This window comes from Sporosarcina sp. FA9, assembly GCF_051550205.1.
Taxonomy (GTDB): Bacteria; Bacillota; Bacilli; order Bacillales_A; family Planococcaceae; genus Sporosarcina.
In genome coordinates, this window is the sequence record NZ_CP188819.1 from 651,744 (window position 1) to 668,563 (window position 16,820).

The window sequence follows — 16,820 nt, forward strand, 5'->3', positions numbered from 1 at the left end:
TGGAATATGCGTATATTGATATATATGTAGTATGCCAAAATGGATTCAATCGAAAGGTCGTCATGCCTTGTTTTTAACCCGTCTATTTACACTTCTTTATATGTTAATCATTCTTGTAGCAATTTGTAATGCGGATCCCCACGCTTTTTTATATGACCAAGTCGTAAGCTTTAACATAAATCCTTCTCCAACCTTTTCAGACCTATTTCTTGTTGAAGGAATATATTTAACGAGCAGCTTTTATTTGATACAAAAAGTAGGACATCTCTCCGTGTTCGGCCTACTTTATATTTTTCTCCTCCGTGGATTTAACAATACAAAAACGGCTTTACTAGTGAGCATTATCTTCGCATTTTCTACAGAAATTGCACAACTGTATTTTAACCGTACGGGAAGATTGGTCGACGTTGCAATCGATTTAATAGGAATTCTCCTGGCCTATTATCTTTGTAAAAAAATATACGGAACTTCTAAACTAGAAACAGAAGAAATCCTTGGTTAGTATATCAACAGGTTTCTTCATCGGGGAACAATACATATAGGGATAATTGCAAAACCTATGGTATAATTGGATTATAATGACTAGGTAGGTACAACGTACTTCTTAATGGGTTGGTGCAAGTCATTTTAATACACCTTCGAACAAAAAACATTAATATTCCTAGGAATAGGAAAGGAATAGTACATTTGAGAAAAATTATACAAAATAAAAGTGGGGAAATAGAACTTAATAATAATATGAAAAGACTTTCCAAAGAACATAGGGAAAAATTATCTGAGGCTAAAATGGGCATCCGGAGAACGGATGACACAAGAGCCAAGATTAAAGAAACACAATTAGGTAATGACTTTGAGCATTTTAAAGAAAATCATCCGGAAGTCCCAAAGACAAGTATGAGCCGCTCTCATTTAACTGCTGCAGATGTAAAAGCAATTCGTGACCAGTATAGCAATGTGAGAAATGAATCAATACGAAAGCTTGCTAAAAAATATAAGGTCAGCAGACACACAATTCATTCCATCGTTCATTATAAAATATGGAAATAGATGGCTTGATTATATTTTCATAAGGAAGTACAAGATTCCAGTTAACCTTTGGTGACAGTAAATCACCTAATGGTTTGACTGGTTTTTTACTTTTATACGAAATAGGAAATGGTATATGATGCATTCATATGAGGTTAAAGTCCCGTGAAGATTATGGATCACCAGAAGCGCCAACAAGAACCACAATCCAATAGTAATTCTGGAATTCTATCCCAATAAAATAAACAATCTGCACCAACTTGTCATTCTAGGTTATACTTAATAGAATTGATAAAGATAGGGAGGAATCTAGGATGTACATTTTTAATAATGGAAAAAAACTTTTGAAATTAATTCTTACAGTTTTATTAATAACATTCATCGCAAGTTCCGTTCCGTTCAATGAAGCAGTTGCATCAAGCGAACCTATTAAAAGCAAACGATTTACGGACGTTGCAGAAGACTTTCATGCATTTGAAGCAATCAACTGGGCCTATGCATCTGGAGTCGTAAACGGTTATCCGGATGGAAGTTTCAAACCCAATGCATTCCTAACAGAAGCACAATTTGCTGTAATGCTGTCCAGATATTATGCCGAAATCGATAAAGAATCGAGTAAATATAAAGAACACGATAAGGCCGTCTGGTCCAACAGTATATATGAAGCTTTGGCAACATATAGAGTCCCAATGCTCGGCTACAACGACAACTACTATAGAAACAATCCCGTCATGCGCGGGCTTATTGCACAAGTGATATCGTATCTTGATGGAAATACCTTTCAGTTAGAAGGGGCCGTCGAATATTTGTTTGAGGAAGAACTTACTGTTGGGAAATATGCACAAGGCAAAACACTTGGTGATAAATTTGGACAAACGGATTATTTAACAAGAGCACAAACAGCAACCTTTTTTCATCGATTACACAAAAAAGGGAAATCTGAAGTTGCAGAAAAAGTCGTAAACGATAAAGTAGATATGAATATAGAATTATCCAAAAAGGAATCAGCAGCAAAAGTAGATATGAAAGTTATTCCTAAAAAAACTAAATGATATACAGTTTAATGTCCGCCCAATTATTAGACATTGTCTTGTAATTGGGCGGGCATTTTATAATAAATACAGAAAAAGAAATCTAATTCATGCATTGAGTTAGTGATTTGTACTCCGATGAATTCTGGTAAGGGGTTTCTAGGAAGGATTGCATTTTTGTACATCTTTTTATAGGGAAAAGTATAGGTTCACTTTATGATACTTTTCTCACGTCTATTATGTATGGGTATTTCTTCTGATTATATGATATACTAAATTGAAAATAGTACAGTTGGGCTCGGAGTTTATTCCTTTAAATGGATATGGAGTTGATAGCACAATGGAAAAGTCGGATTTAGTATTGCTTCAACATAAGGTTACGATGCTGCGTGCTGAAGGGAAATATCAAGAGACAATTGATGCGGGCTATCAACTTTTAAAAATAGGCATTAAATTAAACGACTATAAATCCATATTGACTGCCCATATAAACAATGCTGCATCTTACTATTCCATTGGAGCTATTGAAGAAGCTTTTCGGAGCATTGATGCGCATAAAGAAATAAGTGACAAGCATGGTGACGAAGCCGATCAATTAGGTACATACAATATTTTGTTTTTACTTTATGAATACAACAAAGAATATACTGATGCAAAAAGAACCTTGAAAACGACTATCGAATTTAGTAAAAGATTAGGTCATTATAATATTACGAGCAATGCGTACAGCAACTATAGCCATATTTTACTTGAGGAAGAGAACTATAGTAAGGCATTGGAGATGGCTGAAAAAGGTCTTCAATTTGCTGAAATCCATGAACCCGTGAGTCCGATATTAAAGTTTCGAGTAAAATTGAATATCGCTAAATCCCAGATCCTCTTGGGAGATATAAAGGAGTCTGAAGCGCTAGTTCGGTCTATGGTCAATGACCCCCTATTAAATTCATTTATTAGAGAGAAGTCACAATGCTATATTTTGCAAGCAATATGGTATGAGGAACAGAAAATGTATAAAGAGGCATTCGATTCATTAACGGAAGCGAAGGTTCTTGTAGACAGCTATAACGATGTCCATTTGTTGAAAACAATTCAGCAAAAAAGATGTGTAATATGTGATTTAATGCATGATTATGAAACAGGATATCGTGTACAAAAAGAATATATTGCCCTCTTGGATGAAATTAGGGATCGTGATTTGGTTATGAGTGCTTTGAAATTGAACATTAAACATCGTGTTGCTTTTATAAAAGGAAAAGCGGACAGGGACGGTTTGACAGGTTTATATAATCGGAATTACATTCAAAGAAAAACAAATCAGTGGTTATCCAATGCCCTTGAAACGGCAGAATCGATTGTATGCATTGCGTTCGATATTGATAATTTAAAGTCCTTCAATGACGAGTACGGTCACGTTTACGGCGATGAAGTAATTAAAAGCGTAAGTAAGGTATGTACAAATATTCTCAGATCAGATGATTTAATTGGTCGTTTTGGTGGGGATGAGTTCGTTATTATATTAAGGGGAACAACATTGGAAAACGGTGTCCGTGTTGCTGAAAAGCTTTTAAAAGCTGTACGTAATTTAACCGTGAATGTCGAGAAAGAAATTACTTCGATTACAGTGAGTATAGGTGTAACCAATAATCTTTATTGTGATGCCATAAACTTTATTGAATTGTTTCATTCGGCCGATAATTACCTTTATAAAGCTAAGGAAAATGGGAGAAACCAAATATGTGTGAGCTAGTATAATCACCGAGAAGTTCTTTGTTAGAACGCTAAATACTATAAGAATTTAACGGAGTGGTGTAAGATTAATTACTACTCCGGCAGAAAATGATGGCCTTGTATACTCTGGGTTGCCGGTAGAAAGATGACAACAGGAGATGTATGAAGCATGATCAACAGTACTGTAAAACAAAATAAAAACATTGGACGTTTGCTTATCAAATGTTCGGATAAGCCAGGTATTATTTCCACGTTATCCAATTTCTTATTCGAACATGATTCAAATATTATTGAGTCCAGCCAGTATTCCACAGATCCGCAAGGCGGAACGTTTTTCATTCGAATCGAGTTTCATTGTAAAGATCTTGCGGGGAAATCTGTTCAAATGGAAAAGGATTTTCAAATGATTGCACAAGAACATTCGATGGACTATCAGTTTGCATACAGCAACGAGCGAAAGCGGACCGCTATTTTTGTGTCTAAAGAGCCCTATTGTCTAATGGAGTTACTGTGGGAATGGCAAAATGGTGATTTAGAAACCGATATTGTCGTAGTAATTAGTAATCACGAAGGCGCTCGAGGTATTGTAGAAGATTTAGGGATTCCATTTCATTACATACCGGCGAATAAAGACATTCGTCAACAAGTTGAAGAGGAACAAATCCGTTTAATGAAGGAATATGATGTGGACCTACTTATTTTGGCACGCTATATGCAAATATTGACACCGGAATTCGTACGTCATTTTCCGCGCCAAATTATTAACATACATCATTCATTTCTACCTGCATTTATTGGGGCACGACCGTATGAACGAGCTTTTGAACGTGGCGTGAAAATTATTGGAGCGACATCACATTACGTAACCAATGATCTGGATGAAGGTCCAATTATTGAACAAGATATCGAACGAGTCGATCATAGAGACAGCATTGTAAAACTAAAGAAAATCGGCCGTCAAATTGAACGCCGGGTGTTAGCAAAAGCAGTTAAATGGCATTTGGAAGACCGTATTCTTGTTGAAGATAATAAAACAATCGTGTTTCGATAATATGGATTTAAGTATACAAAAAACTCAGCCTTATGTGGCTGAGTTTTTTGCATTATTTTAAGTATCTTCGTGCTCCTGAGAAGTTATTTTTATAAGGATCCGAATTGATTGAAACAGTCATGACTTTGTTTGATGAATTCGGAGCGTGAATCATTTGGCTATTTCCGATGTACATGGCGACGTGATATACTTTCCCTGTTCCTCCGCTATACGCGAAGTACATCAAATCACCGGGTTGCATATTGCTTCTTGCAACAGGAGTTCCGTGAATGGCCTGAACGAATGAATCTCTTGGAATGACGATGCCGTGATTTTTATAAACAGCGTAGAACAGACCAGAACAATCAAACCCGAATCCAGAAGTTCCCGCCCATAAGTACGGAAGTCCCGTGAAAGCTTTTGCACTGTCAACAATGTCTTTTTGTGTTGGTTTAGGAACGGAAGCTAGGTTTTTAGACGTTTTCACATCTACTTTTCGTATATATTTCACGCCATGTGATGGCGTTTGAACGTGAATCCAATCCCCATCCTCTTGAATGATGGGAAGAATCGTTGAATAACTAATGTCTATGAACTTGCTGTTTGAATCCGGTTTATTATATAGTGTTGCGATTTTTGCTTTTACTATTGCGATTGAACAATCGGCTACATTGTTTTGAATTTCGGCTACTTGTATGTTTGGAACCCATCCTTCGTACCCGGATTTTTGGTTCGTTTTGTACTGATCTTTAACTGCGATTCGAGTCCAGTTGCCTTCAGTTTTTAAAATAGTGACTTCATCACCGTACAAAGCTTGTGTATCGGTTTTACCAACCAACCATGTTTTTTGTGTCAAACTTAAGCTTTTTATCCATTTTTCCATATCTACAGGATTGGCAACGGTCGGGCGATCGACGACACGGGCTCTGTTTGGTTGAAACCAAAGGTTCGAAACAGCCACGCTGATTGCGTATGTTTTCGTGGTATTCGGTTTTACACAAACATTTGCGGCAGGTGGTTCTACTGGTTTCGTTGGATCAGTCGGCTCTGGATTTTTGAAATCCGGGTTCAATATTCGTGCTAGAAAAACAGAGAAATGTACTTTTGAAAGAGATAATTCGGGCTTAAATGTATTATCTTCGTAACCCGTCGTTACTCCATTTACAAACAATGATTTTATTTCCAATGAAGCCCAATGAGTATCTGGAACATCTGAAAATGAGTGGGGACTTGTGCCAAGCAAGTCGAACGCTCGAGTGAGAATCGCTGCCATTTGTGCACGAGTTAAGCGGTCGTAAGGTTTGAATTCATTTTTTTCATTACCGGTCATAATGCCGAGTTCTGAGATTTTAGCTATGACATCGTAGCCCATATCCCCAGGAATTACATCCGCAAAATTCACTTCAGGATACTCTTCCGTGCCAACGCCAAGTGCTTTTAAAATCATATCCGATGCTTCTAAACGAGTAATGTCATCGTTTATTCCGAAAAGTGATGATGGATCTGCCGTAATAATTCCACGCTCAGCCAAAAAATCAAGCTCAGCTTTTGTTCGATGTGAATCACCAACATCTTGGAATAAAGGAGCTGCTGATGTACTGCCAATTGTTGTGAATAAAATAAGTAATGCTGTAAAAAATACCGCAAGTTTCTTCATCTGTCCTTACCCCCTTTTTGCTTTATGTGATGCCTACCATATTACGGGAAATTCTCAATGTTTAATAGATGGATTAGTAGTTTAATATCCTATACTAATTTTTATGATTTATTTAAGACTAATATTTCGAAATGAAAAACGGGGGAAGCGAACATTATATTTGTTTGTTTCCCACGCTTTTTATTAACCCCAGCCAGAGTATTTTTTAACTTTCTCTAAATCAACATTTCCTAATTCAACATTATTGAAAGCTTGGTCTAATATAAGAAGTGCATCTTCGACTTCTACGGAACTGATGGTAAGTGGTGGGGTAATCTCCAGTACATTACCGTAAATACCTACATTGTAAATCAATAATCCAAGCTCGTATGCATGATAACAAAGTGTGGATGTTTTTAATGAATCGGGAGTTTTTGACATACGGTCCGTAACGATTTCAACACCTATCGCAAGCCCTTCTCCTCGTACATCCCCGATGCAAGAGTATTTATCTTTTAATTTGGTCAAACCCTTTTTAAATAGTTCACCTTGAATACAGGCATTTTCCAATAGCATTTCATCTTCAATAATTCGGATACTTTCAAGTGCTGCCACGGTTGAAATTGGATTACCGCTTGTTGTCAGTAAATGTCCTGCCGCGACGCTATCTAATATTTCTTTTCGACCGATAACGGCACTAATAGGTAAGCCGGCTCCTAAAGCTTTACCTAAAACAATGACGTCTGGAATGATTTCCGTATGTTCAAATGAGAACCATTTGCCGGTTCGACCCATGCCTACTTTCACTTCGTCTACGATTAAATAAATACCGTTTTCGTCGCAAATTTTACGTAATGATTTTAGGAATCCAGGAGGTGGTAAAATCATTCCGCCATCACTTTGAATGGGTTCAATAATAATACCAGCCGTATCTTCAGCAGGACATATTGTTTGGAATACTTCCTTTAGAAAATGTATCGTTTGTTCACCAATATTTTCTTGGATTCCACTAAAAGGTCGATAAAAATTAGGATAAGGAATTTTTACAACATTGCCTCTGCCTTCGAATTTCGACTGGGCTGAATGGCCGGAAAGTGAAGAGGCGCCCATTGTTTGACCGTGATAAGAGCCCATGAATGAAATCATTTTTGAACGGCCTGAAGCAACCGGTAAAAACTTGCTAATTAAATCATTTGCGTCCGATCCTGAATGACCAAACCAGACTTTCTTTTTAAAATCTCCAGGTGTGATTTCAATAAGTTTTTCGGCAAGTTGAATCATCGTTTCGCTTGGAGCGCTCAATTGTGTCGTGAAAGAAAGCTTTAAATACTGTTCATGTATTTTCTCCGCAATCGATTCTCTCCCGTAGCCAACATTTGCTACTGCCCAACCCGCTGTTAAATCTAGGTACTTTTTCCCGTTCGTATCTATAATTTCACAACCTTTTGCCTCGCGAACTGTAATTGGATTGAACCTCAATTTTAAAGCATCTGAAATGTATCGATGATCTTTTTGTAATAACTCTTTTTCCTTCATCAATCTTCATCTCCTCCACGTTCTATACTTAACTCGTATTTTTTAATTTTATAATTTAAACTTTGTCTAGATAAACCTAGATTTTTGGCGGCATTTGTAATATGATAATTTGTATTTTTTAACTCTCGGCTGATGATGCCTTTTTCAAATGCTTCCACTTGGTCAGTTAGTGAGTAGGAAGATACGTTTGTTTGAAAGGAGTCGGAAAATTCGTTGGGTGAGCCCGTCTGGATGTTGTGAACGTTTTGAATATAGCCTGGTAAGTGTTCGGGTAATACTACTTTTTCTCCGTCTGTTAGTGATAAAGTACCCTCGATAATATGTGCTAATTGTCTAATGTTTCCAGGGAAGTTGTAGGATTGCAAAATATCCATTGCATCCTCTCCAATAAATTCTGGACCCTGCATAGAAAACAAATGATTTTTATCCAACAAATAATTGGCAAGAGCGGGGATGTCCTCTTTTCTTTCTCTAAGGGCTGGCATTCTTAAACATACTGCACCTATTGAATAGAGCAAGTCTTCGTCAACAGTACCTTCTTCAAAAGCGACTACCGGAGTTACGTTCATCGAAGCAAGAAATCGGATTTTGAGTGGAATTTCAGATACAGTTCCAGCCCTCACGAGTTTCATGTTTTTAATAACTCTCGCAATTTTTCTTTGCAAAGGGATTCCAATAGAATTTATTTCATCTAAATAGATTGTTCCACCGTTTGCTAGCTCTAAGAACCCTGCATTTTTAGTAGAATCAACACTTCCGAATAATGCCTCTTCGAGTAAATGGTCAGGAATTGCCCCGCAATTCAGTGAATAAAACGGAGAATTATATGGACCAGAATTGGTTAATATCGTTTCTACTAATAAATTTTTACCGACACCGGACTCTCCGTAAACTAAGACGTTTGTAAAGGTTTTTGCAATTTTATGAGCCTCATCTACTATCTTTCTCATAGAGTTTGTTGAAAAAATAATTTCATTCAACTGTTTTTCTTTTTGAAGAAGTGGTGTTGAAGAGTCCCCGGGTGGATTGTATTGGTTCAAAATATTATCTAATGTTGACTTTGTATTGGAATAATCTTTGACGATTGATAATGCTCCAATTTTTTTGTTCCCTAGGAAAAGAGGTTTACAATAGCGCACTACATTGTACTTTTTTCCGCTATTGGCAATGAACGCCTCGTTTTGGATGATTTCTTTTTCCGTTTTCAATGAATTTAATAACGTATCCGGTCTAGAATCACAATCCCTTGAAAAAAGAGTATATTTACCACCACGTATATTATTTGGTTCCTCGGAATCCAATTCACCCATTTTTTGATTATAAAAAACGACATTTTTCTCATTGTCGATCAAGCAAACCCCATCACTGACATTATCTAAAATCTTATCGAACAACCTCAGTTTTTCATTGACTTCACTTAATTCATTTTCCAGTTGCTTTAAATGCGTTACGTTTTTCAGTGCGATATAACTGTGTTTTGAATCGATAAAGCGGAAATCCGCTAGTAACTGATTCATACCAATTGTCAGCGGGATGTTCCGCATTTCTTGTTTGTTTGTAAAAAACTGATTAAGCTCTTTCGAAAATAGAAACTCTCTAACGGAACGTCCCATTAAATCACGGAATGTTAGCATTGGAAAAAAACGAAGACTAACTTTGTTTACCAATAAAATTTTACCTTCATGGTCGGTGATAATGACTCCTTCAAATGAATTGGAAACGATATCCTCTAAGTTTACTTTTAATACAGAGTGTTTCATTTTCGGCCACCTTTGAAAAATATTTTTCGTTCTGTTGTATTATTAATAATTCAGCTTTATGATTTAGTTTATCACATTCGGATATGAGAATGTTCGAATAGTTTGAAATAGTTATTGTAGTATTTCTTGTTCAGTAGTGAGGTTAGGAGAATTTCTTGCGAAAGTTATTTTTCTGCATCTTGTTCAGTCCCAATAGCATAAATGAAAACTAAGTGAGGAGAAGATCGTGATGAAAAAACTGAGTTTAAGCGATGTGAAAGTAGTCGATGTGCATGCACATCCGTATGTAGCAGGAGAGGAAGAGGAAACCCCAGCAAGTTTTTTGAGGAAGTTATCACTTTCCGTCATTCCGGATATGTTTACAGATGTGGGTGATCTTGAAGAAAATCAGCCGTATCCAGGTTCAAATATGTGGGTGCAGATTTTGCTTCGAAATATGTCGAAGTATTTGTCATGCGAGGAAGATTTAGTTTCAATTGTTGAAGCAAGAAATGAAAAAGCAAAAGACTTTTCGAAGTATACAAAAGAACTGTTTCAAGATGTGAATTTGGAAGGGTTAATAATGGATTTTGGTTATCCACAACCGCCACTTGACCGAAAAGAATATGAAGTGATGAGCGGTTCACGTGTTTGGGAAATTGTTCGAATTGAACAAGTGTTAACATCTCTAGGAAGTAAGGGTTTACATTTTGAGGAATTCATAGAACAATACCGCAGTCAATTGACCGAAGCCTTAAAGAAAAAAGAAGTAGTGGGTCTTAAAACAATTATTGCCTACCGAAGTGGTTTAGAAGTTTTTGAAATGAATAAAGAAGATGCTGAAAGAGAATACGAGGACTTTTCAAAAAATGGTCGTGCGGTTGCTAAAGCCTTCAGAGATTACTGTTTCCATATTGCAATGGAAGAATGTACAACTGCAAATAAATTCATGCATATTCACACGGGTATCGGTGATGGTGAAGTAGTTCTGCCGAAGGCAAGCCCGAGTTTCTTATTAGACACCCTTCGTCAAGAAAAATATAAAGATACAAAAGTTCATTTGGTACATGGTGGTTATCCTTGGGTCGAAGAGGCGGCATTCATCGTAAGCATTTTACCGAATGTCTATCTCGATATTTCATTGCAAAATCCATTCACTGGACATGGTGTGGAGCGAATTATTTCACAAGTATTGGAACTTGCTCCGTTCGATAAAGTGATGTATGGATCAGATGCTTTTACAGTACCTGAAATGAATTGGATGGGTGCAAAGCTCTTTAAGGAAAGTTTTGAACGGGTATTAAATACATGGATTGAAAAAGATTATATGAGCTATGAGAAAGCCAAGTATATCGGTGAAATGATCTTGTATCGAAATTTTGGAAAAACGTATGGCGTAAAAATATAAAGAGAAAAGGGGATTTTTTATGGGGAATTCAGGTTTCACTCTTGATTTACAACCAAAGCGGACATTAACGTTTTGGCATATTTGGGCATTAGGTGTAGGTGCTGTAATAGGGGATGGAATTTTCCTACTCATGGGTCAAGGAATTGCAGTTGCAGGACCGAGTTCCATCTTTTCATACATGATCGCTGGGTTTTCACAGTTGTTCCTTATTATTGCATTAACTGAAATGGCGGTCGCAATGCCAAATGCAGGAGCTATGTCGATGTGGGTTGAGCGATTTATGGGGAAATCTTGGGGTTTCCTTGCAGGAATTACGTTCGCCATTGGTTGGATTATTGCAGGAGGTAGTGTGGGACTTGCACTCGGAAAAATTACGATGTGGTTTTTCCCGAATTTGACAGGAAATTGGTGGCCATTGTTATTCTCAATCACATTTATTACGATTTTTGCACTTATTAATATACTAGGTGCAGTAGTTGCTGCCAGAGTACAGCTCTATTTAGTAATAACGTTGACTATTGTCATGGCTCTCTTCGCAATTATCGGGTTAAAAGACGTCGATTTAGCGAATTTCACTCCAATGATGCCTTATGGCTTAGAAGGATTTTTCAGTGCAATTCCACTTGGAACATACGCTTATTTGGGTGTAGTTACGCTGGCAACGGCTGGTGCTGAATGTATAAATCCTCAACGAGACTTGCCAAGAGGACTGATTTGGTCGAGTATTACATTTATAGTCTTATATTCGACTGCTCATTTTGTATTGCAAGGGATTATCCCTTGGAATGAAGTAACTATTGATAGTTCTCCATTTACTGTAGCGGCTGGAAAAGTATTTGGCGTTGCCGGTGCATTTATTATGAATTTCGCTGCATGGATTGCGGCAGCAACATGTATATTGATGGGGACTTTATATGCAACATCACGCATTTTTTATCACCAAGCAAGAGAAGGCATGTTGCCGAAGTTTTTAGGTGTTGTCAATGGGAAAACGAGAACACCGGTCAATGCAATTATTGTAATTTGGGCCGCAACGATTGTACTTATTTTAATCGGTCAAGTGAATCCAGATTTACTATACGTTGAATTGTCAAACCAACTTGTTATTGCATGGCTGTTTTCATGGGGTATTACATTACTCGCTGGTGTTTTATATCGATTGAATCATAAAGAAGAGATTAGTAAATTACCATGGCAACAACCACTATTTCCATTATTTCCGATTTTAGGGTTTATAGGAATGCTCATCATTATCTATGGATCATTTCTCCATTCAATAATGACACTGGTTCGTGGAGGAATTTGGCTGACAATTTTGTTTATATTGTTCCATTTCTTTAATCGAAAAAAGAAAAATAATTAAAAAAATGGGGTGTAAGTAATGAGTGATTCATTGCACCATGTTTCTTCTAAACTAAGTGAAGAAATTATTGATATTCGAAGACACTTACATCAGTATCCAGAGTTGTCTTTTAAGGAGTTTGAAACGTCAAAATTCATACAATCTGTATTGGAAAAATGGGGAATCCCTTTTGAAACAATTGGTGAAACTGGCGTTTATGTAGACATAGTCGGGTCAGTAGATGGCCCGGCAATTGGGCTTAGAGCCGATATCGACGCATTGCCGATACAAGAAGAAACCAATGTTGACTATAAATCTAAACATGCCAATGTGATGCACGCTTGTGGTCATGACGGTCATACAGCAATTTTGTTAGGTGCTGTCCATGAATTACACAGAATGAAAGTGTTGTTGCAAGGAACCGTTCGTTGCATTTTTCAACCGGGTGAAGAGGCAGACGGGGCGGCACTCGCTCTAATTGAACAAGGAATATTGGAAAATCCAAGTTTAGATGCAGTGATTGGGCTTCATTTATGGCCCTATGTATCTCAGGGTTCAATTGGAATAAAATCAGGGAGTATTACAGCTTCTTGTGATGATTTTGAAATTGTCATTAAAGGAAAGGGCGGTCACAGTGCACGTCCACACCAAGCGATAGATGCGATTGCGATTTCAGCACAAGTCATCCAAAACTTACAAACGATTGTAGCGAAAAGTTTTAATCCCGTACATCCTGTCGTCATCCATATTGGGAAAATTAATGGTGGGGAAGCGAGTAACATCGTAGCGGATAAGGTCACACTAGAAGGAACGATGCGGGCATTGGTTCCAGAAGTTCGGGCACGGCTGCAAGAAGAAATCATGAAAGTTTGCCAAGCTGCAGAAGTGCAGTGGGGAGCAACGGTAGCCGTGAAATTTGTTTTAGGAGCTCCACCAATCAATAATGATCCTGAAATTACGAGTAGTTTTGAAGAGACGGCTCGGCAACTTCTTGGGGAAAATAATGTCGTTCAACTGTTGGAACCTTCCATGGGAGCAGATGATTTCGGTTATTTTTCAGAAAGAGTCCCAAGTTTATACTTTAGATTGGGAATAAAAAAAGAGAAAGAAATCGCATACGATTTACATCATCCGGAATTTCATTTTGATGACTCAGTATTGGCAACAGGGGTTAATTTGTATGTAAACTATGCGATAACGTTTTTAAAGAATGCGGGGGATATTTAATGTTAAATGAAGTAGCGATAAAGGACGTTTTGAAAAAGATTGTTGAAGAGGGTATCGATTATATTCGGATTGAGTTTTTGGATTACAGTGGCATTACACGTGCGAGAACAATCCGAAAAGAACATATCGAATCGGCCATGAAAAGTGGAGTGAATTTTAGTACGGCAATTATGGATTTCACGATGTTTGATACATATGTGCCGAATCCACTTTATGGTTCAAATGACGGTGACTTTTTTGCGATGCCTGACCCGGCTACATTTACTGTATTGCCTCACCGTAGAAACACAGCACGCATGTTTTGTGATTTATTCGACGAGAACGGCAATCCGTGGGAAGGTTGCCCACGCGGGATTTTGAAGAAATTACTAAAAGAATCGGAAGAACTATTAGGTGGAAAACTGTTTATGGTGTATGAACAGGAAGCGTATTTATTGAAAGAAGAGAATGGAAATCTTGTTCCGGCGGATAATAGTGCCTGTTTCTCTACGGATGGCTTAGACATTCAAGAAGATTTTGTACAGGACTTTATTGAAACAATGGGTAAAATGGGAATTGAAACGGAACAAATGTCTAGCGAATTCGGACCGGGTCAAGTAGAAATTAACTTGAAATACGATGAGTGTTTAAAAGCAACGGACGATCAAGTCGTATTTAAACAGTTATTCAAACACTTGGCGAGAGATAAAGGAATGATCGGTACACTTGCACCGAAACCATTCAGTGATTTGGCGGGCAGTGGACTCCATATACACATGAGTCTTTTCGATGAAAAAACAAACTTATTCAAAGATCCTAATGACCAACGAGGACTTGAACTATCCGAAAAAGCATATCATTTTATGGGTGGAATCTTGCATCATGCGAAGGCTCTTTCTGCTATTGGGGCTCCTACGATGAACTCATATAAACGAATGGTACCTGGATCTTGGGCACCTGCACATGTATGTTATGGAACGGCGAACCGGTCTGTTCTTGTACGAGTTCTTGAACCTCGAAGAGAAAGAAGATTCGAATACCGCGGTGCGGATGGAACTTGTAACCCGTACTTATTATCTGCAGCGCTAATTGCTGCTGGTTTGCACGGCGTCAGGCGTCGCATGGATCCCGGCGAGCCATTAGATGTGGATGCAGGAACATTGAATAGTAAAGAACTTGAAGCTTTAGGTATCGAATGGATCCCGCGTGACTTAAAAGAAGCACTCGAATGCTTGTCAAACGATACGATTCTAGCAGATAGTTTAGGTAGACCAATTTGGCAAGAATTCATTAAAGTTAAAACGGAAGAATGGAACAAGCATTTTTATCGAATCGATGAGTGGGAACGCAAATTATACGCAAATATCTTTTGATTTGCAAAAGGTCTCACTACAATTTACTGTTGTGGTGAGACCTTTTTATGTCTTTTCATAAAAAAAATCTAGTTTACCTCGCTTCTCTCATCCCAAGTTAGATTGCAAATATCAACGGCCTACACAGGGGCATGTGTTTACTTAAGTTAACAAATTAATAAGTGAAGGCCAACCAAAATTCAATGAACTCAGTACAACAGAATAAGATGCTCAGTTCATTGTTAATATTAGAAGGAACATAGATTTTCTCGGAAAAATCGACAGGAGGAGAAGTAGATGACACGGTTATTTATGGAAAATGTTCGAATGGAAACGGGTTTCATATACGAAGACGAAGCTGTCCTTCGCACGGAAACAGATTTGTTTGATGTGGTGATAGTGGATGGAAAAGTGTTGGAGTTTGGTAAGGATTTAGTGCAAGAGGATGGCGATGAAGTAGTAAATGCTGATGGCAAATTACTAATGCCTGCATTTCGTGAAATGCATATCCATGTAGACAAAACGTATTTTGGTGGGCCTTGGAAAGCGTGTAAGCCAACTCCAAAGGGAATTGTTTCTAGAATTGAAGAAGAACAGATTTTGTTGCCAGAACAATTACCTATCGCACAAGATCGTGCAGAGAATATGATTAAGTGGCTTATTTCTCAGGGGCATACGCATATTCGTTCACATTGCAATGTCGATCCACAAATTGGGACAAAACATATCGAGATTACCCAACAAGCTTTTCTCAAGTTTGAAAATCAAATAACGTATGAAATTGTAGCATTTCCACAACATGGACTATTACGTTCAGACGTTGCACCACTGATGAGAGAAGCTATGCGTTTGGGTGCAGATTTAGTTGGAGGGGTTGACCCAGCAACACTGGACGGGGATATTAATCGATCACTCGAAATGACGATGGACATTGCCGTGGAGTCAGGTAAAGGAATTGATTTACATATCCACGATTCTGGTACATTAGGTGCATTTGAATTCAGTAAGCTGGCCGAATTAACAGAGCAAGCTGGGAAAGTAGGACAAGTAACAATTAGTCACGCATTTGCACTTGGTGACGTGGACGGCAGGGCATTAGAGGAGATTACTGCGACATTAGCTGCTGCCAGAATCGATATAACGTCTTCCGTTCCGATTGGAAGACCTATCATTCCAATACCATATTTATATGAAAAGGGAATTCCAGTGTCGATTGGTCATGATAGTTTGACGGATCATTGGTCGCCATTTGGGACTGGAAATACAGTACAGAAATTAAGTGTTTTGGCCGAACGCTTTCAATTTAGTAATGAATTCTCGTTGAATCGGTGTTGGAAATATGCTTCTGGGGGAGTTCTACCGTTAGATGATTTTGGGAATCAAGTGTGGCCAAAAGTAGGGGACCCTGCGAATATGATTCTATTGGATGCCGAATGCTCTGCCCACGCAATCGCAAGAAGGCGTCCAATCACGCACGTAATCTCAAAAGGCACCATCGTTTTTGCAGAAGTAAAGTGATGTGCAACGGAACGGTTGCGGTGTGCAACGAAAGCATGAAGGTGTGCAACGTAGGACAAGGTTTGCAACGAAAGTTCCGTGATGTGCAACGAAAGCATGTAGATGCGCAACATCGGTGGAGGTGTGCAACGAATGAGTCTAGATGTGCAACCAATCCGGCGGAGTGTGCAACGAAATCATGTAGGTGTGCAACGACAGATGGAAAAAGATGATTACCTAAATGCATTTGATCAATTAGGCGTAGCCTTCAAAGATTTTGTTGGAACGT

The 16,820-nt window shown here is 38.1% G+C and carries 13 protein-coding genes; 10 read left to right on the plus strand and 3 right to left on the minus strand.

The genetic code is table 11. The features are described from left to right. Window positions 1-31: 31 nt before the first annotated feature. From ACP8HH_RS03105 to purU, 5 genes are all read left to right on the plus strand, one after another. Window positions 32-502 carry a VanZ family protein gene (locus ACP8HH_RS03105; RefSeq protein ID WP_438315722.1) on the plus strand — a complete coding sequence of 157 codons (471 nt, stop codon included), beginning with the start codon at window positions 32-34 and terminating at the stop codon, window positions 500-502. A gap of 185 nt (window positions 503-687) precedes the next feature. Then, window positions 688-1,047 carry a hypothetical protein gene (locus tag ACP8HH_RS03110; RefSeq protein WP_438315725.1) on the plus strand — a complete coding sequence of 120 codons (360 nt, stop codon included), beginning with the start codon at window positions 688-690 and terminating at the stop codon, window positions 1,045-1,047. 293 nt (window positions 1,048-1,340) lie between these two features. Further along, a complete protein-coding gene (locus ACP8HH_RS03115) occupies window positions 1,341-2,078 on the plus strand; it encodes an S-layer homology domain-containing protein (RefSeq protein WP_438315727.1) in 738 nt (245 codons plus the stop codon). 319 nt (window positions 2,079-2,397) lie between these two features. Beyond that, window positions 2,398-3,804 carry a tetratricopeptide repeat-containing diguanylate cyclase gene (locus ACP8HH_RS03120; RefSeq protein ID WP_438315730.1) on the plus strand — a complete coding sequence of 469 codons (1,407 nt, stop codon included), beginning with the start codon at window positions 2,398-2,400 and terminating at the stop codon, window positions 3,802-3,804. 150 nt (window positions 3,805-3,954) lie between these two features. Beyond that, window positions 3,955-4,836, plus strand: coding sequence for a formyltetrahydrofolate deformylase (gene purU / locus ACP8HH_RS03125; protein WP_438315733.1), 882 nt, complete (start codon window positions 3,955-3,957; stop codon window positions 4,834-4,836). Between the two features lie 52 nt (window positions 4,837-4,888). Here the strand turns inward: purU and ACP8HH_RS03130 are convergent, their stop codons facing one another. From ACP8HH_RS03130 to ACP8HH_RS03140, 3 genes are all read right to left on the minus strand, one after another. Next, window positions 4,889-6,472: an NlpC/P60 family protein gene (locus tag ACP8HH_RS03130; RefSeq protein ID WP_438315736.1), complete on the minus strand. Its 1,584-nt coding sequence runs from the start codon at window positions 6,470-6,472 to the stop codon at window positions 4,889-4,891. A gap of 183 nt (window positions 6,473-6,655) precedes the next feature. After that, the gene (locus tag ACP8HH_RS03135; RefSeq protein WP_438315739.1) at window positions 6,656-7,987 is read right to left on the minus strand and encodes an aspartate aminotransferase family protein; all 1,332 of its coding nucleotides are present in this window, start codon (window positions 7,985-7,987) and stop codon (window positions 6,656-6,658) included. Then, on the minus strand, window positions 7,987-9,747 hold the full coding sequence (locus tag ACP8HH_RS03140; protein WP_438315742.1) for a sigma 54-interacting transcriptional regulator: 1,761 nt from the start codon (window positions 9,745-9,747) through the stop codon (window positions 7,987-7,989). The genes ACP8HH_RS03135 and ACP8HH_RS03140 overlap by 1 nt, the downstream gene beginning before the upstream one ends. Window positions 9,748-9,976: 229 nt before the next feature. On the opposite strand from ACP8HH_RS03140, the gene ACP8HH_RS03145 reads away from it, so the two are divergent. The 5 genes from ACP8HH_RS03145 (at window position 9,977) to ACP8HH_RS03165 (ending at window position 16,552) form a co-directional block, all read left to right on the plus strand. Continuing rightward, window positions 9,977-11,134 carry an amidohydrolase family protein gene (locus tag ACP8HH_RS03145; protein WP_438315745.1) on the plus strand — a complete coding sequence of 386 codons (1,158 nt, stop codon included), beginning with the start codon at window positions 9,977-9,979 and terminating at the stop codon, window positions 11,132-11,134. A 19-nt stretch (window positions 11,135-11,153) separates the two neighbouring features. Beyond that, window positions 11,154-12,497: an APC family permease gene (locus ACP8HH_RS03150; RefSeq protein WP_438315748.1), complete on the plus strand. Its 1,344-nt coding sequence runs from the start codon at window positions 11,154-11,156 to the stop codon at window positions 12,495-12,497. A gap of 18 nt (window positions 12,498-12,515) precedes the next feature. Further along, the gene (locus ACP8HH_RS03155) at window positions 12,516-13,703 is read left to right on the plus strand and encodes a M20 metallopeptidase family protein (protein ID WP_438315750.1); all 1,188 of its coding nucleotides are present in this window, start codon (window positions 12,516-12,518) and stop codon (window positions 13,701-13,703) included. After that, on the plus strand, window positions 13,703-15,055 hold the full coding sequence (locus ACP8HH_RS03160) for a glutamine synthetase family protein (protein ID WP_438315752.1): 1,353 nt from the start codon (window positions 13,703-13,705) through the stop codon (window positions 15,053-15,055). Before ACP8HH_RS03155 ends, ACP8HH_RS03160 begins: the two co-directional genes overlap by 1 nt. A 276-nt stretch (window positions 15,056-15,331) precedes the next feature. After that, window positions 15,332-16,552 carry an amidohydrolase gene (locus ACP8HH_RS03165; protein ID WP_438315755.1) on the plus strand — a complete coding sequence of 407 codons (1,221 nt, stop codon included), beginning with the start codon at window positions 15,332-15,334 and terminating at the stop codon, window positions 16,550-16,552. The last annotated feature ends 268 nt before the right edge of the window (window positions 16,553-16,820 follow it).

Coding starts and splice junctions, on each gene's coding strand:
- ACP8HH_RS03165 (WP_438315755.1), top strand. CDS start 15,332: ATGACACGGTTATTTATGGAAAATGTTCGAATGGAAACGGGTTTCATA.
- ACP8HH_RS03160 (WP_438315752.1), top strand. CDS start 13,703: ATGTTAAATGAAGTAGCGATAAAGGACGTTTTGAAAAAGATTGTTGAA.
- ACP8HH_RS03155 (WP_438315750.1), top strand. CDS start 12,516: ATGAGTGATTCATTGCACCATGTTTCTTCTAAACTAAGTGAAGAAATT.
- ACP8HH_RS03120 (WP_438315730.1), top strand. CDS start 2,398: ATGGAAAAGTCGGATTTAGTATTGCTTCAACATAAGGTTACGATGCTG.
- ACP8HH_RS03115 (WP_438315727.1), top strand. CDS start 1,341: ATGTACATTTTTAATAATGGAAAAAAACTTTTGAAATTAATTCTTACA.
- ACP8HH_RS03135 (WP_438315739.1), bottom strand. CDS start 7,987: ATGAAGGAAAAAGAGTTATTACAAAAAGATCATCGATACATTTCAGAT.
- ACP8HH_RS03145 (WP_438315745.1), top strand. CDS start 9,977: ATGAAAAAACTGAGTTTAAGCGATGTGAAAGTAGTCGATGTGCATGCA.
- ACP8HH_RS03130 (WP_438315736.1), bottom strand. CDS start 6,472: ATGAAGAAACTTGCGGTATTTTTTACAGCATTACTTATTTTATTCACA.
- ACP8HH_RS03105 (WP_438315722.1), top strand. CDS start 32: ATGCCAAAATGGATTCAATCGAAAGGTCGTCATGCCTTGTTTTTAACC.
- ACP8HH_RS03140 (WP_438315742.1), bottom strand. CDS start 9,747: ATGAAACACTCTGTATTAAAAGTAAACTTAGAGGATATCGTTTCCAAT.
- purU (WP_438315733.1), top strand. CDS start 3,955: ATGATCAACAGTACTGTAAAACAAAATAAAAACATTGGACGTTTGCTT.
- ACP8HH_RS03150 (WP_438315748.1), top strand. CDS start 11,154: ATGGGGAATTCAGGTTTCACTCTTGATTTACAACCAAAGCGGACATTA.